Below are 23,267 nucleotides of genomic sequence, written 5' to 3' on the forward strand. Positions count from 1 at the left end.
AGGACTTAACCTGATTACCAGCCCCAACTATTGGGAACGCCTTTAAACGGACCAACCACATCGGAGGTTATCCATCCCCCGTAAAAGTTACCCGGTTGCGGTTGTACTAATTCCCCGTCGGCATAACAAGCGGTCATTTTGGCGGGATAAAAAGCCAAATAATTCTTAATTGCCTGAAACTCTGGTGTCGGGTCCGGATAATACCAAGCGGCGTTAATTGCCTGTTGATCCCCAACGGTGATATTGTAATATCCCGCTAAACCTTTCCACTCACAAAAAGACTTTTCTGCTGTCGCTTGCAGGTATTCCATTTTAATATCTTGGGGTGGTAGATAATAAACTGGGGGATGACTGGTTTCTAGAACTCGATAACTGCTTTTAGTATCGGCAATTATCACGCCATTAAAGATAATTTTTAGGTGTTTAGGCGATAATTCTAGGCGCGGGGGACGCGGATAATCCCAGACGGATTCCTGTCCTGCTTTTGCTGGTATCGGTTGGGGACGAAACATAATTTTTCAAGTTTATAGGGCCAGTAGGGGCGCATCGCGTGCGCCCAAATGTAATATAGATATTTGTACAAAATTGAGATGCACCCGATTACTTTTCACTGTTTACTGTTTACTGATCACTGAAAAGAGTTTTCTCAGGGTTTCCACTCGTTCTCGATTGACATTTAAATCCGATTCTCCTAACCGGGAGGCCGAGCGAACATCGATCGCATTTTTGTTAGGATTGAGAGAAAATTCCAGATCATCGACAAATCCCATCCATTGACTGCTAAATTCGGCGTAGAGATAGTTACTGTCTTGGCTAATAATTTTAGTTCTCGGTTGGGAAGCGATAATTTTAGCTAATTGCTCGATCGCTTTTTCACCGCTACCCTGATAACTAAGGGGTTCGATCGAATGAACCTGATCCTGACTCTGACTACTAACACAATTAGGAGTGGCCGGACAAGGGGCCAGTTTACCCTCCCTGACTCCCAAATAATCGGGACGAGTACCGGCGAATAAACTGACGCTATCGGGAGCAATTAACCTAATTCCTAGCCAGATGAGCAGTATTCCTAGGAAAATAAACGGGGTTAGCCGGAAAGATTTTTTCACCTTGTCGGAAGTTTCAGTCATGCTAGTCTTACAGAATCACTTCAATTAACTTAACATTGATAGGTGTGACAAGATCAGGAGATAGAATAAGATGTTTCTCGATGAATTACAACCCGTTGTTAAAGAACTGATTCAACAACCGATCGCTTTTTTCGGTGGTTTTGCCTCGGGATTACTGCGCTTGAAACTTTCGGACGATCCCCTCAAAAAATGGTTAGAACAGCAGGGATTAGTCAGTTTTAACGACAATAATCAGGATAACGGCAACGGTCCCCAGTCGATCTCGATCGATTAGGGATCAGGGGTTAGCTGTCGGGGATAAGGGTATTCTCCCATCCCCAACACCCCCCGCTTACCACCCCATCAGCTTAACTTTCGGCTGAAAGTAGATAAATTTCCTCGGCTACTCGTTTTAAGCGTCTTAATTGCGCTTCCATATCCTTTTTAGTCCATTTGGCGGCGAATTGCTGGAATCCCCACCCCACAACCGGATTAGGAATGGCAAACTCAAAACGATTGATTAGACAAGTGCCGCGATCATTGGGTTGACATTCCCAGCGATCGCATCCGCAAAAAAAGCCTTCAAATTGCCAGACAATTAATCCAGGTTCTCTTTCAATCACCGTACTTTTTAGCGTTGGCTGAATTAGGGGGATTTGAATCAAAAAACGACTTCTACCACCGATATCGGTCTTCCAATCGCCGATAGGTTCACAAACTAACACTGGATTCAACCAACGACGCATTAACTCTAAATCCGTGATACAACGCTCCACCGTCGTGGCACTAGCTTTAATCTGAATTGATTGTTCAAATACTTGACAAGATGACATTGATCTGCTTATAAATTGCTGGCTGAGAATTTCAGTAGTCGGACAAAAATAAAGTTAACTGTGCAGACAAGGCAACAGTAAGGGTTTCGTCCTTGGTTACATTTCTTAACATAGTCTTGTTTATAGCCTTTCTCATCAAGATGAAGTGTAACCTAATTTGCTATGGACGACCGGCGATCGACTCCCCAAAACGAAAACTTCCTACCTCACCATTAAGATAACTGCTCTCAGGCTCACTTTTTCACTAGCTTGAGCAACTCTCGAAAACGTTGGCGTAAACTCTCGATATTAACTGATAATAACATTGGTATCGATAACAAAGCATCTAGTCATCTTCATTTAAGAGAGATTCTAAAATTTCAGAGGTTAATCCTCTCTCTTGCGCTTTTTGTCCAATAGTAGCCATCGTTTTATATAATTTGTCCAGAGATTCTTTTCTAGATGAATTTGAAGATTGAACATAAAAAGCGATTTTTTCTGCTATTTGACGGCCTGCCGATTCCAGCAATTATTAGAAACGCCGAAGTCTAACCATTATGAGCGGAATTAATCGCGAGATTTTTCTTGACACTAAGCATATTTCTAAACATCTACCGAATACTCCACAATCACGGAGATTACTGTTACGAGGACGAGCTATTCATGTGTTTAAAGATGAAGATACAATGCTACGAGTTATTCAGGCTATCATGGAAAGGGGTGAATACACGGGAAATATTCGTAACTATGAACGCTATGGGCTATTTTTTGCCGAAGCGATTGGTTGTCGAATTAGCCCAGATGGTTTAAAGTCTTCTTTATTCTACGGCGAGGTTAAGATTAATGCAAACAACCAATATCACGCAATTCCTCGAACCCGACCTAGTGAAGGATAATTGGCGCTTCCTAGAAGTTTGGGTGGATTCTATGCAGTCGCCTCCCTATATCCTGCTAGTGTTGATCGATAAGGCGAGAGGGTGTTATGTTTTTGATCCTGCTGAACAGTACCGTCTCGTCAAGGCGTTTCCAGATTATGAAGAGGCTCAACTCTGGCTCTTGGAAGATGAATACGAACCGATTGAAGGACGATTATCTAGTGAGGAAAGCGCTTAGATTTGTTTAAACTTGTCGTTTGGAATAAAGTCAGAATATCGCCTGACCAGCGCCGTTAGGGTAAGCGCCGAGATAGTTACGAATGGAGTCAGGTTTGTCTAGAAAAGGGGTTTCTTAAAATCCCGACTTCAGGCTTATTGGGTAAAGAGAATCCCTTGGCATAAAGTACCCGATTAGCTTGGGCAATCTCGCCGTAGAATTGGCGCACTTACCACAATCCTAGCATATTTATTTTAGTCGAAGCCATCGGATTAGTGCAATGAGATCGCCATTTATCGAAAGACGACCAAGTAATACTAAATCCAGTTATTAAAGACTGATTATTGAGGATTTGCTGAAAAACTTTTTCAGCAAATCCTAACTATAACCTCAAGCTCACTTTTTCACTAGCTTGACAAATTCTCGAAAACGTTGGCGTAAACTCTCGATATTAGCCGATTTTCCGCCATAACGCCAATCAACGTAGGCGCAAGCAATCTCCTCGATAATATTCGCCACTGGGGGCGGTTGGACGCTGCGGGCGGCGGCAGCGTATTCTAAAGGGGTTTGAGCGGGATGTTTGCCATAACCGGCTTCTGTTAAGATTCCTAACATTTGCTGGTATAAACGCTCGATTGGTGGTAGTGTTGCCAACTTGCGACCCCGACGCCAACGATGGAACTGTCCCCATCCTAACCAACCAGCGTAAGCGAAGACGACCCCGACTAAACCGCCGAGAATTCCCCCCAAAAGACTGCCGGAAATAAAGCGCCATAACCAGGCCAATAACTGACCGATAGTAACGATAACATTTTCCCAAATCAGACCGAGAAAACCCGTTACTGGAGAGGGCAACCATCCGGCCACCCATTGCCAAAATTGCTTGAGGACGCTAAAAGGTTCCGCTTCCTCAAAGGATGGGGGAATTAATTCGTGGCCCGGGATAGGATCGAAAGTGTACCAACCGTAACCAGGAAAAAACACCTCTGTGATAGCGTAAGCGTCCGTATTTTGGACAACATAAAAGCCAGTGAAAGGATTAAACTGGCCAGGGGCAAAACCGGTGGCTAATCGGGCAGGAATACCGATCGAGCGTAACATAATCGTTAACACGCTGGAAAAATGATCGGCGTAACCCCCCTGAAAACGAAACAAAAAGGCCGAGACTAAATCCTCATTTTCGGCTAAAAAGGGCAAATCGGCTTTTAATTCGTAGTTTTGCTTCAATGCTTGGGCTAAATATAGGGCCTTCTCGTAGGGAGAGGTTAAAGGTTTGGGAGATTTGGCCAGCAATTCCTCGGTTTTTCGGCGGACTTTCGGGGCAATTTCGGCAGGAATTTCTAAATAATGCTTGAGAATAGCCTTCGGGTAAGTTTCTGGTGCTGACCGCAGTTGGCTGCGATTGCGTTCCGGCACTTGTGAGATTACAGTATAAGTTAGCCCTTCCGCTAACCCCCCCGGCGACCTCAGGCTATTTTCTCGGTCTAGAGATACCTGTCGGGTAGGAAAAAAGAGAAACTGGGGCGAGGTAAGAGCAGGGATAATATTTGGTAAACTGGAGACAATGCTGTAACTTTGGACTACCTGATGGGTTTTGGCCTGGGTTGCGGGTAACGGCACAAAAAAGCGATAGGACCAACTACTGCGATTTAAATCCTCTACCTCTTGATCTCGCGAGATTTCCCACCCTTGACCAGTATAGCGATCAAAGGCCATGGCGCGCCAGAATCCGGGGGCTTGAGAACGTACCCGCATGACTGTCTGGGGAGTCATACTTCCCCGCAGATTTTGGTTGATTTGGCGGTTAAAACCGTAATAAAAGGTAGAATCTAGCTGTCCTGACCCTGTAGCGGGACTATTACCGCTATTTACGCCACCATTCCCCGTTTCACCCTCGCGCACATAGCCGGGGTTGACGATTTGTCGGTCTCCCCGTTCAAAATCCTGATTTTCCATACCTTCGGGACTATTGACGGGAAAAGATTGAATTTGATAACCCGGAAAACGCGGCATCAGAGCAAAAATTGTCAATCCCAAGAAGAGAATTGTCAGGAAGAAAATCCCGAAACTTTTGGGAGAAAGGGGAGAATTTTGCAGGGAAACTAATTTTTTTGTGGCTAGACGCGGGGGTTTCTTTGAGAAGAAAGGGAGACTCTGATTGAGATTATCTAAACCTAAACGAGAACGATAGTCTAAAACTAGGGTAGGTAGGGATAAAAGCAGAAAGAGGATTAACCAAGGCGCAAAAGCGAGGGTTTGGGAGATTGTCCCGGCGACTCCCAAGAGAATTAAACCGATTACCATAGAATACCCTAAATCTTTGCGTCGGGGCAGGTCAAAACTATGGAGAATTTGCAGTTGAATTAATAATTGTGTTAGGGCAATGCGACTATCCTGCATCGCAACGATATTACCCAAGAATAGCGCCAACACCACTAACATTCCGATCGCTATACAAAATTTTGCCCCGATATTGCGCTTTTTCCTGCGTCGCCAACTCCAGATTCCGCCGATAATACTGAGAGGAACCGCCCAAATACTGGTATAACTATCGGTAGCCACATCGGTGGCGATAATACCCACGATTACTAAAGCTTGCACCAGAATTCTTAAAATAATCGATTCCTCGGTTTCTGGCAAGGGAGAAGATTCTATCTTTTGCCAGAGGGTTTTTAAGGAAGGTCTTGGACGAGCGGCACTGCTAACCATAGGGTAAATTGGGAGAAGGACAAAGAAGTTAATTTTATATTTCCCAGTTCACATCTCGATCGCTCCCTGGGGTAAAGTGGATTTTAGATGTCAGGAGTCAGGAGACAGGAGACAGGAGATAGGAGATAGGAGATAGGAGATAGGAGATAGGAGATAGGAGATAGGGAGATAGGGAGATAGGGAGCAAAAAGCTGATAACTGATGACTGATGACTGATGACTGATAACTGATTACTGATTACTGATTACTGATAACTGATAACTGATAACTGACCTATGATAGCCGTTACCAAGCCTGAAATTTTACCGTTACTTCATCCCCTGATTGGACAATTAGCCACAGCAATTCTGTCCGACTGGGAAAAATATCTTGATTTGTCGCCCTTTGAGTTGCCGGAAGGTTTAGGCTATGTGGAGGGACGTTTAGAAGGGGAGAAATTAATTATCGAGAATCGCTGCTATCAAACCCCCCAGTTCCGCAAAATGCACCTAGAACTGGCTAAACTGGGCAATGGTTTGGATATTCTCCACTGTGTTATGTTCCCCCGTCCAGAATATCCGCTGCCGATGTTCGGATGTGATATAGTCTCCGGCAAAGCGGGAATCAGTGCCGCTATTGTGGATCTTTCTCCCACCAGTGGCGATAAAACCCTCTCTAGTGACTATAATCAAGCTTTAGCGGCTTTACCTAGGGCCGATTTCGCCCAAGCTCGTGATTTGCCGCCTTGGGGTCATATTTTCTCCCAATATTGTCTGTTTATTCGTCCCGAAACCGCCGCCGAGGAACGACAATTTTTACAAAGAGTAACAGATTTCTTGACAATTCACTGCAAATGTGCTAGGGAAAGTCAGCCTCTTTCCGGGGAAGAAGCGCGTATTTATTTACAGGGACAACGGGATTATTGTAGTCAACAGCAGAAAAACGATAAAACTCGGCGTGTACTAGAAAAAGCCTTTGGTTGGGAATGGGCAGAGCGTTATATGACGGGTGTTCTCTTTGATTTGCCCGATTAAGTAGGGAGGCACAATTATTTGTAGGATGGGTTAATGGTATAAAACCCTACACCCCACACCCCACACCCCACAACCTGTCCCCAGGAAAAACTTTTTTAGCAAACCCTAATTAGGCCAGAAGTCTCTTGAAACTTAACAATATTAACAGACAAGGACGGGAGAATAATTGCTAGATTGGGTTAGGTACAGTTAAATGTAACCGCGAGAACAAGCGAAAAAAAGGCGGTTTTCCCAGGTAAAACCGTCAAAAGGCCTTAGCTTAATTTCTCGATTCTGACGATTAAATAAATATTAAAACAGCCGATGAATCTAACGAACTTTCCTTGGTTAACTGCCATCATCCTTTTTCCCATCGTCGCCGCTTTATTGGTTCCCATAATTCCCGATAAAGACGGTAAAACCGTGAGATGGTTTGCTCTGACGGTGGGATTAATCGACTTTGCCCTAATTATCTACGCTTTCTATACCAGTTACGATTTCGCTAATCCCAATCTGCAATTAGTGGAAAGTTACCAATGGTTGCCCGAAATTGACCTAAGATGGTCCTTAGGAGCCGATGGCCTCTCCATGCCTCTGATTATCTTAACGGGATTTATCACCACTCTGGCTATATTAGCGGCTTGGCCGGTGACTTTTAAACCGAAACTATTCTACTTCCTGATGCTGTTGATGTACGGGGGACAGATTGCAGTGTTTGCCGTACAGGATCTGTTACTGTTCTTCCTCGTCTGGGAATTAGAATTAGTCCCCGTCTATCTCATCCTCTCTATTTGGGGCGGTAAACGCCGTCTCTACGCAGCCACCAAATTTATCCTTTACACCGCCGGAGGCTCTCTCTTCATCCTTGTAGCGGCGCTGACGATGGCTTTTTATGGCGATACCGTCTCCTTTGACATGGTGACTATTGCTGGTAAAGACTTCCCCCTGAAACTGCAATTATTCCTCTACGCTGGTTTTCTGATTGCCTACGGGGTAAAACTGCCGATTTTCCCCCTTCATACTTGGCTACCGGATGCCCACGGCGAAGCCACTGCCCCTGCCCATATGTTACTAGCGGGAATTTTGCTTAAAATGGGTGGTTATGCGCTCCTACGCATGAATATGGGGATGTTACCCGATGCTCACGCCGTTTTCGCTCCCGTTTTGGTGATTTTAGGGGTAGTTAATATTATCTACGCCGCCTTAACTTCCTTTGCCCAACGCAATCTTAAGCGCAAAATTGCCTATTCTTCCATCTCTCACATGGGATTTGTCCTGATTGGTATGGCTTCCTTTACCGATATTGGTACAAGTGGGGCGATGTTACAGATGATTTCCCACGGACTGATTGGGGCGAGTTTATTCTTTATGGTCGGTTGTACCTACGATCGCACCCATACCCTGATGTTAGACGAGATGGGCGGTGTCGGCAAGAAAATGAAGAAAGTTTTTGCCATGTGGACCACCTGTTCCCTCGCTTCCCTGGCTTTGCCTGGGATGAGCGGTTTTGTGGCGGAATTAATGGTATTTATCGGTTTTGCCACCAGTGATGCCTATAGTCCCACTTTCCGCGTTATTATCGTCTTTTTAGCGGCTATCGGTGTCATTCTCACCCCGATTTATCTTTTGTCCATGTTGCGAGAAATTCTCTACGGGCCGGAAAATAAGGAATTAGAAGAACACCATGCCCTAGTGGATGCGGAACCCCGGGAAGTCTTTATTATCGCTTCTCTATTAGTGCCAATTATCGGCATTGGACTCTATCCCAAAGTGGCCACGACAATTTACGATGCTACTACCAATAAATTAACCGCCCTAGCGCGTAATTCTGTCCCCAGTTTAGTGCAACAGGCAAAGGCAAAAACCGCTAGTTTCTCCCTTTATTCCCTAAAAGCCCCGGAAATCTAAGAAGTTATCAGTTACCAGTTATCAGTTATCAGTTATCAGATTTGAGTTTTAAGTGAGCAGTATTAAATCCCACTTTCCGCACTTCTTAATATTCAATTGATAATTTTTACTAATATTAAATCCGGTTATTAAAGAATGATTATTTATTCTCCCTTTTGCCTATTGCCTTTTGCATGAGTGCCTCTCCTCATAACTAGCCTGTACTCAACGGATTTAGGATTATTATACTTTTAATTGATTGTGTCATTATTTTAATGCGATCACTACCGAGTACAGCCTGGAGAATTATGAGAATTGGTCCCCACTGGAGCAATCGCACCCACAGAAGATTAGGCGGTCGCAACGCGCTCGCTACGCGAGACCGCAACATAGCAAAATATAGGAGTTTAGCTCATGTCTAACGAAACCGTGACTTATTTCCTAGAAGCTGTTCTGACAAGGATTGAGGGGAAAATAGACAAAATCGATGAACGATTAACCAAAGTAGAAATAGGACAATCGGAGTTAAAAGGGGAGATTAAAGCCTTAGGGTTTAAGGTTGAGGGCATCGATAAAAGATTAGAGAAAGTAGAAAACGAACAATCTGTTTTAGTTAAGTCTGTTTCTGACTTACAGGGATTTCGGGGGTTAATTTTACCTCTGATTGTTGGGGGAATTAGTGCCGGTATCGGAGCAATAATCACCGTTAGTATCAGATTTTCTCTACTCGGTGGCAACCCCTAAATAAGGCGATTGTAACATAGCAAAATATAGGAGTTTAGCCCATGTCTAACGAAACCGTGACTTATTCCCTAGAAGCTGTTCTAACAAGGATTGAGGGGAAAATAGACTCTCTACAAAGGGATGTCAATCAAAAATTCGACAAAATCGATGAACGATTAACCAAAGTAGAAATAGGACAATCGGAGTTAAAAGGGGAGATTAAAACCCTGGATGAGCGACTAACCACAGAAATTAAAGGATTAACTGCAAGAGTCGCTAATCAGGAATTTACCAATCGAGGGATTCTAATCGCTTTGGTTGTTGCTATTTTAGGAGGGGCAGCTAAACTTTTTGGTTTTCTTCCCAATCCCTAACAGAGATCTAATTAGGAAGTTGCCGTTTTCTTTTCACTGATAACTGAAAAATCCCCACCCTACCCAATCACCTCATGTAAATCCGTCGGTGCGAGATGAGGATAAACCACTTCACCATCTTTAAACCAAATAATGCGCCCGGAATTACGCGCCACATCAGCCTCGTGAGTTACCATGACGATAGTAATGCCACTGTTATTCAATTCCGAGAAAATGGCCATCACCTCTTGGGTAGTTTTCGAGTCCAGCGCGCCCGTCGGTTCATCGGCAAGTAATAATATCGGTTGATTGACAATTGCCCTAGCAATAGCGACGCGCTGCTGTTGTCCCCCCGATAATTGATTGGGTTTATTGTGCAGTCGATGATCTAATTTTACCTTCGTTAAAGCAGCGATCGCTCTTTCCTTTCTTTCTTGGGGAGGAACCCCACCATAAATCATCGGTAACATGACATTTTCCAGCGCACTCATCTGGGGTAAAAGATGGAATTGCTGGAAAACAAAGCCAATTTTGCGATTGCGAATCTGAGCTAAATCCCCATCCGGCAGCGTGGAAACGTCGAGATTTTCTAGATAATAAGACCCCGAGGTGGGACGATCAAGACAGCCGATAATATTCATGGCTGTGGATTTTCCCGAACCCGAAGCGCCCATAATAGCGCAATATTCCCCTTTTTTCAGGCTTAAATTGACGTTATTGAGGGCTTTAACCATGGTTTCGCCACTGCCGTAGATTTTAGACACATTTTCGAGGCGAATAATTACCGGCTGATAGACTTCGGCTTGATCGTTGCGTTCGCTGAGAGAGGAAGTATCAAAACTCATCGAAAAATTGGGTCTGAAACCCCCTCCTTTTAGGTTGGCTTTACTGTTAAATACTAGCGCATTTACACCATATATGCTAGAACGTGAGGTATGGAGAAAGCCTATTCGTTTCGATTTTACCCCACAGCAGAACAAGAGTCGCTATTGCGGCGCACCTTGGGCTGTGTAAGATTAGTTGACAATAAAGCTCTCCATGTCAGAACACAAGCTTGGTACGAAAGACAAGAAAGAGTAAGATACAGTCAAACATCTTCAATGTTAACCGAGGGGAAAAAACAAGAAGAATTAGACTTTTTAAACGAGGTTAGCTGTGTCCCTTTGCCACAAGGTTTAAGATACCTACAAACAGCTTTGACTAATTTCTTTACTGGTCGTACTAAGTATACTAACCTTAAGAAAAAACATCGGGAGCATCTCACCTTTGTAACCCCTAAATCAGGTTTTTATGTCAAGCTATTTTGAAAGCCTTGCTAGAAACCAGTTTTATGGATAAGTATAATTACTCACTTGCATAAATGAGATGCTCCCAAAACATCAAGGAGGAAGTGCCGAATTTACTAAGTCTGCTTTTAACTTCAAAGACAGACAAATCTATTTAGCTAAATGCACGGAACCTTTACCTATTCGATGTTCAAGACAAATACCAGAAGGATGTGAACCAAGCACAGTAACAGTCATATTACATCCTTATTTCTGGACGTTGGCATATCTCAATAAGATTTGATGATCCAACAATTAAGCCATTACCAGTAACAGATAAAGCCATTGGGATTGACCTAGTAATTAGTAGCCTTATGATTACCAGCAACGGCGATAAAGTATCTAATCCTAAGCATTTTAAAAACCATTATCGGAGACTGCAAAGAGCATCGGAAAAGCCTTTCTAGAAAACAAAAATAATCAAAAAAACGAAAAAAGTGAGAATAAAAGTAGCCAAAATTAACGCTCAAATTACCGAGAGTAGAAAAGACCATTTACACAGGCTAACCACTCAATTAGTTTGTGAAAACCAAACGATTGTGGTTGAGGATTTAGCCGTCAATAATATGGTCAAAAACCCGAAATTATCTCAGGCAATATCTGATGTAAGTTGGGTAGAAATTACCCGACAATTAGCCTATAAATGCCGTTGGTAAGCTGTTGACTATCTAAATTACTCGTTAAGACTGCACCGGAGTGCCGGAGTTGGGAGCGCCGGAGTTGGGAGAATAAATAAAAGCTGACTACTGACTACTGACGACCGGCTACTGACTCCTAAACCTAACAACAATTTTTGATTTTTACAAGAGGTCTACTTTTTCCCTGAAAATTAGGTAATTGACCACCTGAAAATGGGTAAAACCCTACACCTAGCACCCCGCACCCCACACCCTGCCCCCACGAAAAACTTTTTGCCGCAAGCCCTATCTAGCCTGACAAGTCTAATGACCCAGAAAACAAGGAAGCGTGAGCGATTCATGTTAATTTTTATTAAGAAGCGATCTTTGATGAGAACAGACAACTATGAACTTCGAGATTCCCAGTGCCGTAAAAACTTGGTCACAATTTGGTCATCCCATTCTAATGTGGGTTTTATTAGGATTAACTATCTATGCGCTCTATTCGGGGCTACAATGGCGACGGACGCGTACAGCAGATAAAGACCTAAAAAAAGAATTATTGCCCCAGGATTTTCGCACTAAACACTATCAAATTGGCTCCCTAATCCTCGCTTTAATGGTCTTGGGGACGATCGGGGGTATGGCGGTAACTTATATTAATAACGGTAAATTATTTGTCGGTCCCCATCTGCTGGCGGGTTTAGGGATGGTGGGTTTAATCTCGATCAGTGCCGCTTTAGTACCTTTAATGCAAAAAGGCAATGAATTGGCTAGAATCACCCATATTACCCTTAATGCCGTCATTTTAGGTCTTTTTGGCTGGCAAGCCTTCACAGGAATGGATATAGTCCAGCGTATTCTCAGCAAAATGTAAGAAAATCTGAAAAGATAGGATGCGTCATCAGACGCATCCAACCCTAAAAAGTGCTTTCAAAATTAATCACAAGTTATAGAATCTTTCTGACGGGTAGAAACAAAAAGCAAAAAATCAAATAAAGAGATAAGTAAGTCGTGCAAAATTAATTTCCTAGTCGAGACTCCGAGACTCCGAGACGGGAGAGGGGAGACGGGAGACGGGAGACTCCGAGACAGGATACAGCTATCAGGGATCGGATTTGAGTTTTCAGTTCACTCAACCCCTTGCAAAAGTCAAAAAGTAATCAATAATGATATGCAAGGGTTAATTATTGCCCCCACGGCAAGAGTGCCTCTGGCCTGACTTCCACCAAAAGTCTGTTTTTAGGTTCGGGAATTGTCAAAACCGAGATGTAGTTACTCGTTGAAGGCCACAAAGGCTAAAATATGGAGTGTTATTTATGAGTCATTTATCCCTATCCGAACAGATTACCGAGGAACTTCTGGCAATCCTGATCGAAGAAGAAGACACCTATCCCTGGGATGTAACCGCTGTTGATAGTAATGATCCCTTAGACGTGACAGAAACGCCTTTTTCTCTGTTTGAAGGCTTAGATGTGACGGCGATAGAGGTACAAGCTGATAGATTCTTTCGCAATTTACACCAAAAATTCCCGACAGTTTCCGTTTCACCCCGGTCTAATATCTTTGATAAATTTGCCTCTTTACTGCCGGCCGAACATTTAAATCGTCTAGTAGAAAGTGCTGAAAATCTAGTTAATAGTCAATTAGATAACTTTGATCGCCTTGTTGTTTGTCTTAGCGATCTCTTTCCCCAATGGTCTCCAGAAGATTTACAGGTTTTTGCGCGTCCCTACGCCTATACTATGCGTAATGCCCAGAGCGAAACCACTATCGAAACCGAAAATTGGCAAAATCTTTCCGAAATTGAACAAATTCGACGGAGTGCAGCCATCGCCAGCCAGATTTTCCGCGACTTGTCTTCTCCTGAATAGTCATCTCATTTTATTTTGCACGACTACATTAGGTTACACTTCATCTCTAGGAGAAACCCTATAAGTACCTAAGCAAAATTAATTACACATCTAAGCCGCTACTCCGTCAGCTTTCTGCTGTGCTCAGTAAACAGTAGATCTCTTGCATAAGTCTAGACAAAATAGGATAAAATAGTCCAAGAGTTAAGATTGAAAGATGACTTACGAACAAGTAAAAACTTTAAAGCCAACAGAGTTCAAACACTTGTGTGGCGTGTATCCAGATACATTTAAGGATATGGTAACAGTCCTAAAGGCAGAAAAAGTTTGGCAAAAAAAGACAGGTAGACCTAGCAAATTGAGTACGGAAGACCAACTACTAATAACAATAGAATATTGGCGAGAATATCGCACCTATTTTCATCGGGGAAATAGTTGGGGTGTTAACGAATCAACGGCGTATAGAATTGTTAGGAAAGTAGAGAATATTCTCATCAAATCAGGTCTGTTTAATCTACCAGGGAAAAAAGCCCTATTAGAAAGTAATAGTGAAATAGAAATAATAGTGGTGGATGTGTCAGAACAGGAGATAGAAAGACCCAAAAAAAAACAGAAATCATACTATAGTGGCAAGCAGGGATACCACACATTAAAGTCGCAAGTCGTTGCCGATCAAAAAAGCGAGCAGGTAATCTGTGTCCGTTGTGAGAAAGGAAGAGTCCATGATTTTCGACTGTGGAAAGAGAGCAAAATAAGGTTAAATAAGGAAATAGAAATATTAGGGGATAAAGGCTATCAAGGAATTCAGAAAATCCATCAAAACAGTCAAATTCCTCATAAAAAAAAGAAAAAAGAAAAACTAAGTAAAGAGCAAAAAAAAGCCAATCGTCAGTTATCACAACGGCGCATAGTTATAGAACATATTCATCGTCGTCTCAAAATATTTCGGATACTTTCATCAAGATACAGAAATCGCAGACGGCGATTTGGTCTGAGATTGAATTTGATTGCTGGTATCTACAATTACGAACTTCGTTACCGACAAAAGGATATATCTTGATTACTTTTGCAAGAGCTCTAATGATCACTGACGAAGACAGCAACGGATCGGGTTAAGCGGTAATTCTGGTCAGGGATTGCCCTTGATAATTTTTGGTAATAATCTGGTGAATAGATTGGAAAAATTGCCGACAACGATTATTAGTTCTCAGGGGCAATTCATGATTTTTTACCAATAAATCAATCTGAAGTTCCGAGCTAGTGGGAGGATGAATAAATAATTCCACTTTCACTAACTGGGGAAAGAGAGCATCGTTAGGAACCTCCGATAAAAGCAAGACATCGGGCCGGCGCTTGATGATTTCAAATTCACCCAAACTTAATATATCATCGTATAAAAACCCGGTCTGATGAGGAGAAATCCCGACAAAATAGGAACAGCAATAGCGAGCCATGGCAGGGAAAAGATGATAAATTGGTCAAGGTTAATCGGTCAAAATCAGGCCATTGAACTACTACAAAGAGCGCTTGAAGTCAATTCGATCGCTCCCGCTTACTTATTCGCCGGCGCTAAGGGGATTGGACGCAATCTAGCAGCAAAATGTTTCTGTCAAGACTTGTTAACTAGAGATCGATCTCCGGAAACAAGGGAATTAATCCTGAAACGCTTTCTCGGGGGCAATCATCCCGATTTACTCTGGATTGAACCCACTTATCAACACCAAGGCAAACTGCTCACCGCAAAAGAAGCACAGGAAAGCAATCTCAAGCGCAAAGCTCCCCCGCAAATCCGCATCGAACAAATTCGCGAGATTACTAACTTTTTAAGTCGTCCTCCCCTCGAATCGGCCTGCTCTGTGGTGGTGATCGAGGAAGCAGACACCATGACGGAAGCGGCGGCAAATGCGCTCTTAAAAACGCTTGAGGAACCAGGAAAAGCCACTTTAATCCTAATTGCTCCTAGTCCCTCCTCTTTACTACCCACTCTCGTTTCTCGCTGTCAACAGATCCCTTTTCAGCGTCTTTCGGAAGAAAATCTCGCTCAAGTCCTGCGCTCTAACGGACACGCTCGCGTTCTCAATTATCCGGCAATTCTCGGTTTAGCTCAAGGTAGCCCGGGAGAAGCGATCGCTGCTTTAGAGTTTCTCGACAGTCTCCCCCAAGATTTACCGCGATCTTTCAGCAAATTTCCCCTAAGACTCTCCCAAGCACTGGAATTAGCCAAAATTATCGCTCAAACTCTTGACACGGAAACCCAATTATGGTATGTGAGTTATCTTCAGTATGAGGATTGGCAACGACGACGAGAGCGATCGATTTTAGAAATCTTGGAAAAAACCCGCCGGCAGCTGTTAGCCTACGTTCAACCCCGTTTGGTCTGGGAATGCACTTTCTTGGCATTGGCCAAGCTATCCACCGCCCAAAAGTCTTAAAATTGTTATATTTATCGATCGAGTGGGGAGAAAGACCATGAAAATCAAATCCTTAGTTTTGCTGATTCTGTTAACCTTGACTACGGTTTTAGGTGCTTGTCAGGGAGGAAAACAAGCCGAAGAACCGAAAAACGTCCCTACCACGGTGCAATCACCGCAAACAGACGCAGATGACGATGAAGACGGGGAAAATCGGCAAAAAGACGATGATAATGACCAGAATAAAGACGATGATGATGACGATGATGATAACTAAATCCCTAGCATAAAAAAATCGGGTGAGTCTTAACCCACCCGATCGCCTATGGATTGAAATCAACCTATAACTGTGGTACAAACTGTTCTTTTTCGGGAACGTAGGCGTATTCAGCCACAATTTGCCGGAATTCTTCCCCATTGATCGTTTCTTTTTCGATCAGCAGGTCCACCACTCGATCGATCACTTCGCGATGATCGCGGACAATTTGCCGAGAAATTTCATGGCAGTGTTCCACGATTGAGCGCACCTGATCATCGATGCGAGTAGCGACCTTCTCAGAATACTCGGAACGAGTCATCAAACCGCCACCGAGGAACACCTCACCCCCTTGACTTTCTAGGGACAAAGGACCCAAATCGCTCATCCCGAAACGAGTCACCATCTGACGCGCCATATCAGAGACTTGCTGTAAATCGCCACCGGCACCGGTAGTCACCTCATCATAGCCGAAGATTTCTTCCTCGGCCGCGCGACCACCTAAAGCACCGGAAATCCGGGCCATTAACTGCGCTTTCGTGGTTAAACCCTGTTCTTCGTTGGGAGTGAACCAAGTTAAACCCTGGGCCTGTCCCCGGGGAATCAGAGTCACTTTCTGGACGGGATCGTGATCTTTTAAGAGCGTACCCACGATCGCATGACCCACTTCATGATAAGCGATTAAGCGCTTGCTCTTGCTATCCACTAAAGGAGTGCCTTCCATACCAGCGATCACGCGATCTACCGCATCATCTATCTCTAACAGGGTAATGGCTTCTTTACGACGACGGGCGGTTAAAATTGCCGCTTCGTTCAGTAAATTGGCTAAATCTGCCCCACTGAACCCCGGAGTGCGACGGGCGATCGCTTCGATGGAAACGTCGTTGGCCAGCTTTTTATTGCGGGCATGAACGTCTAAAATCTCTAAACGACCTTTAAAATCGGGTGCATCGACGGTTACTTGGCGATCAAAACGGCCCGGACGCATGAGAGCGGAATCGAGAACATCGGGGCGGTTAGTGGCGGCAATGATAATAATTCCCGTATTCCCCTCGAAACCGTCCATTTCTGTCAATAATTGGTTTAGGGTTTGTTCCCGTTCATCGTTACCACCACCGATACCGGCACCCCGTTGACGACCTACTGCGTCAATTTCATCGATAAAGATCAAACAGGGAGCATTTTCTTTGGCTTTTTTGAACAAATCGCGCACGCGAGAAGCTCCGACACCGACGAACATTTCCACAAATTCCGAACCGGAAATGCTGAAGAAAGGTACACCCGCTTCACCGGCGATCGCTTTAGCTAACAGGGTTTTACCTGTACCCGGAGGACCAACTAAGAGGACTCCTTTGGGGATTTTGGCACCGACGGCGGTAAATTTCTCCGGTTGTTTGAGGAAAGTGACGACTTCCTGTAATTCTTCCTTCGCTTCGTCAATTCCTGCCACATCATCAAAGGTGATGCCGGTTTTCGCTTCCATCTGGAAACGAGCTTTTGATTTGCCAAAACTCATCGCTTGACCGGGGCCGCCTGGCATATTATTAGAACGACGGAACAGGAAAAAGAGAGCCGCAATCAGCAAAAAGGGGAAAAGTAGATTACCGAGGAATCCCCACCAAGCGCCATCATTCCGCATCGGGTGTGCATCGAAACTAATTTTAGAATCGCGTAAACGGGCGATTAAATCGGGGGAATTGGCCGGTAAATCGACCCGTAGGCGTTGTACTCGGTTTTCTAGTTCTGGATCTAGGGCCTGTACGATCGCCGTTCTGCCACCTTCGTAGAGATCGACGCTAACAACCCTACCACTGTCTAGGTATTCTAGAAAGCGTCCGTAGGTCATGCGGGTAGTGGCGGTGTTATTGCCGATATTACCGGTGGCCGTGGCAAAAGTGCCTTGCCAGAGGAAAAAACCGACCACAAGGGCGGGCAATGTCCACAGTAAAATCGTTTTCCAGGATAGTTTCATGTTTGTTTAGTGGTTCTAGGATAAAGATTTTTGCTTAACTCATTTAGCTGTTTTTGTCAAGGATTTTACGTTATTTTTTCGAGATTAATCCCCGCAGCCAATTAAATCTTAACTAAATGTAACGTAATTCTCATAATTCTGACAACAATGATGACGAGAGATTTTTTTAGTTCATTTGTTCTAACAAGGTCTCATGGTTTCTGCGAGCAGCTGTACTGAATTTAAACTGCCTAAAAGTTAAGTAGGGAGGCACAATTATTTGTAGGATGGGTTAGCGCACTTCGTAACCCATGCGGGCGTTGGGTTTCATGCTTCAACCCAACCTACGTTCATCTTATATTTAATTCCACCCACCCACTTAAGTACTATATCTATTAATACTAAAATGGCTCTCCTCGACTTTGTGTGATAATCAGCGCTTATCATTCGTAGGAGTCTTGCCAGACAAGGCTTTAAAGACTATATTTCCCGAAAATTATCGGCTGCATCTCCTATATGTGACTTTCCCTCACCTATAGGTGAGCAGCAGCAGTTATTCAAAGAGGGCGAAGGCAATTCGCCCCTACAATCATATTATTGCGCCAATGGTAGGGGCGCACCGCGTGCGCCCAAATGTAATATAGATATTTCGACAAAATTGAGATGCACCCAAATTATCCCTATTCTTCTTCCTTCCACACAAAAACCAGAGGAGCCCGAAAATCATCTCCAAAATCCTAGAATTGCTTCTTTTTCCCATATTTGATAATTTTGCTAGATGTAACCAATTAAAGATAGAGTTAGTATCTCAACAAAATTTTTACCCTGATTTGACCTTTATTCACGAGCCAACAGGAGCTAAGTTTGCTGTGGATAGAAATTACTGTTAATGAGGAGAGTGTTTAGTGAAGTTAACGCCACTGGTGCCACCGATTAAGTGTCAAGGAATTAAAACTAAATTGGTAAAAGATGTTAAAAATATTGTGTCTGATCTGAGCTTTGGGCGTTGGATAGAACCCTTTTATGGATCGGGAGTGGTGGCTTTTAATATTAATCCCAAAAAGGCTTTACTTGCGGACACAAATACTCATATTATCCAGTTTTATAATAATCTAAAAAATCAAGTTATTACCAGTAACACTGTCAAGCTTTTTTTGCAAGAAAATGGTCAAAGTCTTAAGGAGCAAGGAGAAAGTTATTATTATCAAGTACGAGAAAGATTTAATCAAGCTCCTAATTCTCTAGATTTTTTATTTCTCAATCGCTCCTGTTTTAATGGGGTGATGAGATTCAATCGGAAGGGACAGTTTAACGTACCTTACTGTCATAAATCAGAACGATTTTCTCAAGCATATATTACCAAAATAGTCAATCAAGTTATTGCCATAGAAAATATTCTGATTAAAAATGATTATACTTTTCAAGTTGCTGACTTTCGAGAGACTTTATCTGATTGGCAAAAAACAGACTTGATCTATCTCGATCCTCCTTATTTGGGGAGACACGTCGATTATTTTAACTCTTGGTCTGAAGAGGATGAAGATTGTTTGGTGACTATTTTAAAGGATATTTCTTGTCGGTTTATTTTGTCCACTTGGCACAGTAATCAGTTTAGAAGCAATCCTTTAATTAAAAAAAATTGGAGTGCTGATCAGTTTTATATCTATACTAAACAGCATTTTTATCATGTGGGTTCCACAGAAAAATTACGTCATCCGATCACCGAAGCTCTCATTACTAACTTTAACATTTCCTTGTTGCCAGAGCGAGGAACTGATTTGCAACAACTGTCATTATTCCCATCGACAGCAGAAAATGAGGGAGTGAGAACAGTCTAGAAGATGCCTAGTTGCTAATTCTCACTCCTTACTATTTATCCTTGGCTTTGGCGCAGATGTTCGTTAATTTGGCGTTTGCGCTTTTCTTGGGGGGTAGTGCTAGTAATTTCGCCAAAATCTTCGCTACTCATGGAAAGATGGGACATTATCTTTCTTTTGCGCTCTTTAGCAGTTAATTCCGGTGAAGGAGTTACTGGAGGCGGCGCTGCCACGGGGTCCGCTGCCACCGGAGGAGTTTCCACAATTGGCAGCGGTTTTTTGGGAATATAGTCAGCACCAGTGGTACTTCTGGAGAGATGATCGAGAATGCGCCGTTTGCGATCGTCAGTAGCCATAACAATCTTTGCCAGTCTAGTGTGAACTTTTGTAACTATCACCTATTGTCAAACATCCCTATCTCCTTGAGAAGTCAAGGGAGATTTTATTTTGAGGGATTGAAGACATATAATAACCTGCGATCGCATTTATCTGGCCGTGGAACTGGAGGTCTTCCCGCCCAAGGTGATAAGATAAAAAACTAAGTCTTTGAAAATATGACAAAGGATTTATCTATCATGACACCCTCTTTAGCTAACTTTCTCTGGAGCCTTGTTTTAGGTGCGGTTATCGTCCTGATCCCCGCCACTATCGGTTTGATTTTTATCAGTCAATACGACAAGATCAAACGGACTTAATTTAATCTAACTCTAAATGCCCAGACCGATCCGTCTGGGCATTTTAGCTAATTTTGGAACTGGCAAGAGCGATCGCACCGACTACCCGATATCCCTCTGTGCGTAAAACCTGCACAGCTTCCTCGATCGTGGTTCCCGTGGTATAAATATCATCAATTAAGAGAATCGGCACTGATTTCGGTAAATTTTTCCCCAGTTGAAAAGCCGCTTGCATCGTCTTTTTTCTTTCCTCGGCTGCCAGACTAAATAAAGCTGCCGTGTTCTTAATCCGAATTAATCCGCGACTAGCCAGAGGATAACCGGTTAAACGACAAAAACCCTCGCCAATAGCTTCTGCTTGATTAAAACCCCTTTCCTTTAACCTTTCTGGGTGGAGAGGGATAGGAATCACCGTCAAACGTTTATCGGTGAGGGGAGGACGAAGCAGCCAAGTTTCCCCCATGCAACTGCCCAGCAAAGAGCCGAGAGCGGGATGGCGATCGTATTTCATTTTAGCGATCGCCTGTTTTAATTTACCTTCATAGCGTCCCCAGATAAACAGGGGAATAGAACCACGCCAGAGAAAAAGAGGGTTATTCTGACGATAGGACTGTAATTGTCGCCCACAATCACGGCAAAGCTCTCGCTCGCTCTGCCGTTGACAAAGAGGACAGGGAGACTTAAGAAATAAAGCGAGAAAAGGTTCGAGCATGGGAAGCAAAAGTTTTAGCTAGATGCTGATTTCCATCGTCAAAAACGGTCAAATAATGGGGATTACTCCGCTCGATCGAAAGACTGATTCCTTGCGCTCCTTCGGACTCTAGATCTTGGAGATAACCCCCCTGATGCTGTTCTGCTTCCTCAAAAGAAGCAAAGGGACCAAAATAGTAGATACAGTGGGGGGAGAGCGAGGTAATTTTCAGCCACCAAGGTGTATTATCGTCAGAAATTTTATTTGTCTGCAAGAAAGATAAAATCATGTTCTGGTATTGATAGGGTACAGGGATTGCAGGAATCAAGGATAGGTTTGAGGAACTTTGCCCCCATAATTCCGATTTGCTGGCCAAAAAATCGAGCTTTTGGCCAAAGAGAGTCTTTTTATCGTATTAGAGTAACAAGGGGATCGCTCGCAAAATCGAAAGAGATTCTAAAAATTCCCCTCAGCCAAGGGGAAGCGGATCGAGATAGGATAGTAAAAAGTTTTTTTGTAGAAAGCTAAGGGGATCAGATAACTATGAGCCAGATCACAAACACGGATAAGAGTCTTGAGGCGATGAAGAATTTTGCCGAACAGTACGCTAGACGTACAAATACTTACTTCTGTAGCGATCTCTCGGTGACAGCGGTAGTAATTGAGGGATTAGCGCGTCATAAGGACGAATTAGGCGCTCCTTTATGTCCCTGTCGTCACTACGAAGACAAAGAAGCGGAGGTAAAAAATACTTTCTGGAATTGTCCCTGTGTACCGATGCGGGAACGGAAAGAATGCCACTGTATGCTATTTATTACCCCCGATAACGAGTTTGCCGGGGAAGAACAGGTAATTTCCCTCGACTATATCCAAGAAGTCCGCGAATCGATGAAGGGGCATTAGTTAGGGTAATGACAGCCAGCGCTTTTGGGCAAGGAATCGACGAATTTAATCGCCAGCAATTCTATGCTTGTCATGATACCCTAGAGGCTTTGTGGATGGAGTCCGCAGAGCCTGAAAAAACCTTTTATCAAGGCATTTTGCAGATTGCTGTCGCTTGTTACCATCTAGAAAATAATAACTGGCGCGGGGCGGTAATTCTTTTGGGAGAAGGAGTTAGACGTTTACAACACTATCAACCCGATTACGAGGGGATCAACGTGACGCACTTGGTTGGGGAGAGTTTGGATCTATTAAACTTTTTACAGAATCTCGATCCCCAAGCTTTACCGGCAGTGCTAGAAGGGATGAAAAGCAATCAGGAACATCCTCATCCCCACCTCGATCGATCTATCTGTTCTCTGCCGAAAATCCTCAAAAGTCATCCCGTTCTCTAAACAGCTAGATTAGTTAGTCAATACAATTACCTCTAAGTAGGTGGGTGTTAAAAATTGTCAGCACCCCCCTTATCAAGGGGGGATTAGGGGGGGATCAAAGACAAAATCTATCTTCAATTTAATTGAAACCATTTACTTATAGGTGACATTTCTATGAGAGCAAGATACACAAAAATCAGCGGATGGCTAGTTGCCCTCGTTTCTGCTGGCTTAATGGTAGGATTGGGCAATTCTTCCCTAGTTAAAGCACAGCAGAACATTGTACCCGGTAATGCCATGACAGTGCGATCGGATATTCAAGAGGCGAACTCAAAAACGGGGGTAATTACTGCTCGGGGTAACGTACAAGTGTTCTATCCCGCCCGCAAAATGCAGGCCACTTCTGCTCAAGCTCAGTATTTTAGCCGCGAACGTCGTTTAGTGATGACGGGTAATGTTTACGTTTTGCAGGAAGGCAACAGTATCCGCGCCGAAACGATGACTTATCTAGTCGATGAGGGTAGATTTATCGCTACTCCCCAAACCAGTCAGCAGGTGGAGTCAATTTATTTAGTCCAAGATAACGAAACCTCTCCCCAACCGGCTGCTTCCCCGACACCCGCACCCCTACCTTCCCCTTCCCTCCCCGCTGCCCCAATTATTAACCCGCAGTGATGGG

Annotated in this window: 29 protein-coding genes and 1 pseudogene; 19 read left to right on the plus strand and 11 right to left on the minus strand. The window is 43.6% G+C overall.

The window, feature by feature from the left end; genetic code table 11:
* Positions 1-14 precede the first annotated feature (14 nt).
* Both GQR42_RS11515 and GQR42_RS11520 read right to left on the minus strand, forming a co-directional pair.
* A complete protein-coding gene (locus GQR42_RS11515; RefSeq protein ID WP_004163102.1) occupies positions 15-512 on the minus strand; it encodes a DUF427 domain-containing protein in 498 nt (165 codons plus the stop codon).
* A gap of 102 nt (positions 513-614) precedes the next feature.
* Positions 615-1,130 (minus strand): DUF1499 domain-containing protein, encoded by a 516-nt coding sequence (locus tag GQR42_RS11520; protein ID WP_158200094.1) that lies wholly within the window; start codon positions 1,128-1,130, stop codon positions 615-617.
* 70 nt (positions 1,131-1,200) lie between these two features.
* Here GQR42_RS11520 and GQR42_RS11525 point away from each other — a divergent pair, with 70 nt between their 5' ends.
* Positions 1,201-1,404 carry a hypothetical protein gene (locus GQR42_RS11525; RefSeq protein ID WP_002762986.1) on the plus strand — a complete coding sequence of 68 codons (204 nt, stop codon included), beginning with the start codon at positions 1,201-1,203 and terminating at the stop codon, positions 1,402-1,404.
* A 73-nt stretch (positions 1,405-1,477) separates the two neighbouring features.
* Here GQR42_RS11525 and GQR42_RS11530 read toward each other — a convergent pair whose 3' ends face one another.
* Both GQR42_RS11530 and GQR42_RS11535 read right to left on the minus strand, forming a co-directional pair.
* A complete protein-coding gene (locus GQR42_RS11530) occupies positions 1,478-1,942 on the minus strand; it encodes an SRPBCC family protein (protein WP_158200095.1) in 465 nt (154 codons plus the stop codon).
* A 325-nt stretch (positions 1,943-2,267) separates the two neighbouring features.
* Positions 2,268-2,450 (minus strand): hypothetical protein, encoded by a 183-nt coding sequence (locus GQR42_RS11535; RefSeq protein ID WP_158200096.1) that lies wholly within the window; start codon positions 2,448-2,450, stop codon positions 2,268-2,270.
* Between the two features lie 28 nt (positions 2,451-2,478).
* Between GQR42_RS11535 and GQR42_RS11540 the strand changes: the two genes are divergently transcribed.
* Both GQR42_RS11540 and GQR42_RS11545 read left to right on the plus strand, forming a co-directional pair.
* A complete protein-coding gene (locus GQR42_RS11540; protein WP_158200097.1) occupies positions 2,479-2,817 on the plus strand; it encodes a DUF6972 family protein in 339 nt (112 codons plus the stop codon).
* Complete coding sequence (locus GQR42_RS11545) at positions 2,807-3,034, plus strand: hypothetical protein (protein ID WP_233271359.1); 228 nt, start codon at positions 2,807-2,809, stop codon at positions 3,032-3,034. Before GQR42_RS11540 ends, GQR42_RS11545 begins: the two co-directional genes overlap by 11 nt.
* 375 nt (positions 3,035-3,409) lie before the next feature.
* On the opposite strand, the gene GQR42_RS11550 is transcribed toward GQR42_RS11545, so the two are convergent.
* On the minus strand, positions 3,410-5,722 hold the full coding sequence (locus GQR42_RS11550) for a transglutaminase TgpA family protein (RefSeq protein WP_158200099.1): 2,313 nt from the start codon (positions 5,720-5,722) through the stop codon (positions 3,410-3,412).
* A 275-nt stretch (positions 5,723-5,997) separates the two neighbouring features.
* On the opposite strand from GQR42_RS11550, the gene GQR42_RS11555 reads away from it, so the two are divergent.
* From GQR42_RS11555 to GQR42_RS11570, 4 genes are all read left to right on the plus strand, one after another.
* Positions 5,998-6,735 (plus strand): phycocyanobilin:ferredoxin oxidoreductase, encoded by a 738-nt coding sequence (locus GQR42_RS11555; RefSeq protein ID WP_158200100.1) that lies wholly within the window; start codon positions 5,998-6,000, stop codon positions 6,733-6,735.
* 303 nt (positions 6,736-7,038) lie between these two features.
* Entirely contained in the window at positions 7,039-8,622 is a 1,584-nt protein-coding gene (ndhD1, locus tag GQR42_RS11560; protein WP_045360515.1) for a photosynthetic/respiratory NAD(P)H-quinone oxidoreductase subunit D1, read from the plus strand.
* 393 nt (positions 8,623-9,015) lie between these two features.
* Positions 9,016-9,345, plus strand: a complete 330-nt coding sequence (locus GQR42_RS11565) for a hypothetical protein (protein ID WP_158200101.1) — start codon at positions 9,016-9,018, stop codon at positions 9,343-9,345.
* 41 nt (positions 9,346-9,386) lie between these two features.
* On the plus strand, positions 9,387-9,698 hold the full coding sequence (locus tag GQR42_RS11570) for a DUF4164 family protein (protein WP_158200102.1): 312 nt from the start codon (positions 9,387-9,389) through the stop codon (positions 9,696-9,698).
* A 59-nt stretch (positions 9,699-9,757) separates the two neighbouring features.
* Here the strand turns inward: GQR42_RS11570 and GQR42_RS11575 are convergent, their stop codons facing one another.
* Positions 9,758-10,522, minus strand: coding sequence for an ABC transporter ATP-binding protein (locus tag GQR42_RS11575; RefSeq protein WP_158200103.1), 765 nt, complete (start codon positions 10,520-10,522; stop codon positions 9,758-9,760).
* 90 nt (positions 10,523-10,612) lie between these two features.
* Here GQR42_RS11575 and GQR42_RS29955 point away from each other — a divergent pair.
* The 4 genes and pseudogenes from GQR42_RS29955 to GQR42_RS11600 all read left to right on the plus strand — a co-directional run.
* Positions 10,613-11,655, plus strand: a pseudogene (locus GQR42_RS29955) (RNA-guided endonuclease InsQ/TnpB family protein); the annotation flags it as partial.
* 370 nt (positions 11,656-12,025) lie between these two features.
* Positions 12,026-12,496, plus strand: coding sequence for a DUF4079 domain-containing protein (locus GQR42_RS11590; RefSeq protein WP_158200104.1), 471 nt, complete (start codon positions 12,026-12,028; stop codon positions 12,494-12,496).
* Positions 12,497-12,938: 442 nt separating this feature from the next.
* The gene (locus GQR42_RS11595; protein WP_158200105.1) at positions 12,939-13,493 is read left to right on the plus strand and encodes a hypothetical protein; all 555 of its coding nucleotides are present in this window, start codon (positions 12,939-12,941) and stop codon (positions 13,491-13,493) included.
* Between the two features lie 196 nt (positions 13,494-13,689).
* On the plus strand, positions 13,690-14,532 hold the full coding sequence (locus GQR42_RS11600; RefSeq protein WP_158200106.1) for an IS5 family transposase: 843 nt from the start codon (positions 13,690-13,692) through the stop codon (positions 14,530-14,532).
* A 52-nt stretch (positions 14,533-14,584) separates the two neighbouring features.
* Here the strand turns inward: GQR42_RS11600 and GQR42_RS11605 are convergent, their stop codons facing one another.
* Complete coding sequence (locus GQR42_RS11605; protein WP_158200107.1) at positions 14,585-14,926, minus strand: hypothetical protein; 342 nt, start codon at positions 14,924-14,926, stop codon at positions 14,585-14,587.
* 12 nt (positions 14,927-14,938) lie between these two features.
* Between GQR42_RS11605 and holB the strand changes: the two genes are divergently transcribed.
* Both holB and GQR42_RS11615 read left to right on the plus strand, forming a co-directional pair.
* Positions 14,939-15,904 carry a DNA polymerase III subunit delta' gene (holB, locus tag GQR42_RS11610; RefSeq protein WP_158200108.1) on the plus strand — a complete coding sequence of 322 codons (966 nt, stop codon included), beginning with the start codon at positions 14,939-14,941 and terminating at the stop codon, positions 15,902-15,904.
* Positions 15,905-15,941: 37 nt separating this feature from the next.
* Complete coding sequence (locus tag GQR42_RS11615; RefSeq protein ID WP_158200109.1) at positions 15,942-16,160, plus strand: neurohypophysial hormones like protein; 219 nt, start codon at positions 15,942-15,944, stop codon at positions 16,158-16,160.
* Between the two features lie 64 nt (positions 16,161-16,224).
* Here GQR42_RS11615 and ftsH2 read toward each other — a convergent pair whose 3' ends face one another.
* A complete protein-coding gene (gene ftsH2, locus GQR42_RS11620; protein WP_103113280.1) occupies positions 16,225-18,111 on the minus strand; it encodes an ATP-dependent zinc metalloprotease FtsH2 in 1,887 nt (628 codons plus the stop codon).
* 704 nt (positions 18,112-18,815) lie between these two features.
* On the opposite strand from ftsH2, the gene GQR42_RS11625 reads away from it, so the two are divergent.
* Complete coding sequence (locus GQR42_RS11625) at positions 18,816-18,980, plus strand: EcoRV family type II restriction endonuclease (protein WP_257792643.1); 165 nt, start codon at positions 18,816-18,818, stop codon at positions 18,978-18,980.
* Positions 18,981-18,995: 15 nt separating this feature from the next.
* The gene (locus GQR42_RS11630; protein ID WP_158200110.1) at positions 18,996-19,928 is read left to right on the plus strand and encodes a DNA adenine methylase; all 933 of its coding nucleotides are present in this window, start codon (positions 18,996-18,998) and stop codon (positions 19,926-19,928) included.
* 35 nt (positions 19,929-19,963) lie between these two features.
* Here the strand turns inward: GQR42_RS11630 and GQR42_RS11635 are convergent, their stop codons facing one another.
* Positions 19,964-20,263, minus strand: coding sequence for a hypothetical protein (locus GQR42_RS11635; RefSeq protein ID WP_158200111.1), 300 nt, complete (start codon positions 20,261-20,263; stop codon positions 19,964-19,966).
* A gap of 219 nt (positions 20,264-20,482) precedes the next feature.
* On the opposite strand from GQR42_RS11635, the gene psbX reads away from it, so the two are divergent.
* Positions 20,483-20,602, plus strand: coding sequence for a photosystem II reaction center X protein (gene psbX / locus GQR42_RS11640; protein WP_002733679.1), 120 nt, complete (start codon positions 20,483-20,485; stop codon positions 20,600-20,602).
* A 43-nt stretch (positions 20,603-20,645) separates the two neighbouring features.
* On the opposite strand, the gene GQR42_RS11645 is transcribed toward psbX, so the two are convergent.
* Positions 20,646-21,293 carry a ComF family protein gene (locus tag GQR42_RS11645; protein ID WP_158200112.1) on the minus strand — a complete coding sequence of 216 codons (648 nt, stop codon included), beginning with the start codon at positions 21,291-21,293 and terminating at the stop codon, positions 20,646-20,648.
* Positions 21,262-21,561 carry a DUF1816 domain-containing protein gene (locus GQR42_RS11650; protein ID WP_158200113.1) on the minus strand — a complete coding sequence of 100 codons (300 nt, stop codon included), beginning with the start codon at positions 21,559-21,561 and terminating at the stop codon, positions 21,262-21,264. Before GQR42_RS11650 ends, GQR42_RS11645 begins: the two co-directional genes overlap by 32 nt.
* 254 nt (positions 21,562-21,815) lie before the next feature.
* On the opposite strand from GQR42_RS11650, the gene GQR42_RS11655 reads away from it, so the two are divergent.
* From GQR42_RS11655 to GQR42_RS11665, 3 genes are all read left to right on the plus strand, one after another.
* Positions 21,816-22,175: a ferredoxin-thioredoxin reductase catalytic domain-containing protein gene (locus GQR42_RS11655; protein WP_158200114.1), complete on the plus strand. Its 360-nt coding sequence runs from the start codon at positions 21,816-21,818 to the stop codon at positions 22,173-22,175.
* An 8-nt stretch (positions 22,176-22,183) separates the two neighbouring features.
* Positions 22,184-22,609: a DUF309 domain-containing protein gene (locus GQR42_RS11660; protein ID WP_158200115.1), complete on the plus strand. Its 426-nt coding sequence runs from the start codon at positions 22,184-22,186 to the stop codon at positions 22,607-22,609.
* Positions 22,610-22,762: 153 nt separating this feature from the next.
* On the plus strand, positions 22,763-23,263 hold the full coding sequence (locus tag GQR42_RS11665) for an LptA/OstA family protein (RefSeq protein WP_158200116.1): 501 nt from the start codon (positions 22,763-22,765) through the stop codon (positions 23,261-23,263).
* Positions 23,264-23,267 lie beyond the last annotated feature (4 nt).

The organism is Microcystis aeruginosa FD4 (assembly GCF_009792235.1).
GTDB classification, from domain to species: domain Bacteria; phylum Cyanobacteriota; class Cyanobacteriia; order Cyanobacteriales; family Microcystaceae; genus Microcystis; species Microcystis viridis.

Coding starts and splice junctions, on each gene's coding strand:
- GQR42_RS11515 (WP_004163102.1), bottom strand. CDS start 512: ATGTTTCGTCCCCAACCGATACCAGCAAAAGCAGGACAGGAATCCGTC.
- GQR42_RS11520 (WP_158200094.1), bottom strand. CDS start 1,130: ATGACTGAAACTTCCGACAAGGTGAAAAAATCTTTCCGGCTAACCCCG.
- GQR42_RS11525 (WP_002762986.1), top strand. CDS start 1,201: ATGTTTCTCGATGAATTACAACCCGTTGTTAAAGAACTGATTCAACAA.
- GQR42_RS11530 (WP_158200095.1), bottom strand. CDS start 1,942: ATGTCATCTTGTCAAGTATTTGAACAATCAATTCAGATTAAAGCTAGT.
- GQR42_RS11540 (WP_158200097.1), top strand. CDS start 2,479: ATGAGCGGAATTAATCGCGAGATTTTTCTTGACACTAAGCATATTTCT.
- GQR42_RS11550 (WP_158200099.1), bottom strand. CDS start 5,722: ATGGTTAGCAGTGCCGCTCGTCCAAGACCTTCCTTAAAAACCCTCTGG.
- GQR42_RS11555 (WP_158200100.1), top strand. CDS start 5,998: ATGATAGCCGTTACCAAGCCTGAAATTTTACCGTTACTTCATCCCCTG.
- ndhD1 (WP_045360515.1), top strand. CDS start 7,039: ATGAATCTAACGAACTTTCCTTGGTTAACTGCCATCATCCTTTTTCCC.
- GQR42_RS11565 (WP_158200101.1), top strand. CDS start 9,016: ATGTCTAACGAAACCGTGACTTATTTCCTAGAAGCTGTTCTGACAAGG.
- GQR42_RS11570 (WP_158200102.1), top strand. CDS start 9,387: ATGTCTAACGAAACCGTGACTTATTCCCTAGAAGCTGTTCTAACAAGG.
- GQR42_RS11575 (WP_158200103.1), bottom strand. CDS start 10,522: ATGAGTTTTGATACTTCCTCTCTCAGCGAACGCAACGATCAAGCCGAA.
- GQR42_RS11590 (WP_158200104.1), top strand. CDS start 12,026: ATGAACTTCGAGATTCCCAGTGCCGTAAAAACTTGGTCACAATTTGGT.
- GQR42_RS11595 (WP_158200105.1), top strand. CDS start 12,939: ATGAGTCATTTATCCCTATCCGAACAGATTACCGAGGAACTTCTGGCA.
- GQR42_RS11600 (WP_158200106.1), top strand. CDS start 13,690: ATGACTTACGAACAAGTAAAAACTTTAAAGCCAACAGAGTTCAAACAC.
- GQR42_RS11605 (WP_158200107.1), bottom strand. CDS start 14,926: ATGGCTCGCTATTGCTGTTCCTATTTTGTCGGGATTTCTCCTCATCAG.
- holB (WP_158200108.1), top strand. CDS start 14,939: ATGATAAATTGGTCAAGGTTAATCGGTCAAAATCAGGCCATTGAACTA.
- GQR42_RS11615 (WP_158200109.1), top strand. CDS start 15,942: ATGAAAATCAAATCCTTAGTTTTGCTGATTCTGTTAACCTTGACTACG.
- ftsH2 (WP_103113280.1), bottom strand. CDS start 18,111: ATGAAACTATCCTGGAAAACGATTTTACTGTGGACATTGCCCGCCCTT.
- GQR42_RS11635 (WP_158200111.1), bottom strand. CDS start 20,263: ATGGCTACTGACGATCGCAAACGGCGCATTCTCGATCATCTCTCCAGA.
- psbX (WP_002733679.1), top strand. CDS start 20,483: ATGACACCCTCTTTAGCTAACTTTCTCTGGAGCCTTGTTTTAGGTGCG.
- GQR42_RS11645 (WP_158200112.1), bottom strand. CDS start 21,293: ATGCTCGAACCTTTTCTCGCTTTATTTCTTAAGTCTCCCTGTCCTCTT.
- GQR42_RS11650 (WP_158200113.1), bottom strand. CDS start 21,561: ATGATTTTATCTTTCTTGCAGACAAATAAAATTTCTGACGATAATACA.
- GQR42_RS11655 (WP_158200114.1), top strand. CDS start 21,816: ATGAGCCAGATCACAAACACGGATAAGAGTCTTGAGGCGATGAAGAAT.
- GQR42_RS11660 (WP_158200115.1), top strand. CDS start 22,184: ATGACAGCCAGCGCTTTTGGGCAAGGAATCGACGAATTTAATCGCCAG.
- GQR42_RS11665 (WP_158200116.1), top strand. CDS start 22,763: ATGAGAGCAAGATACACAAAAATCAGCGGATGGCTAGTTGCCCTCGTT.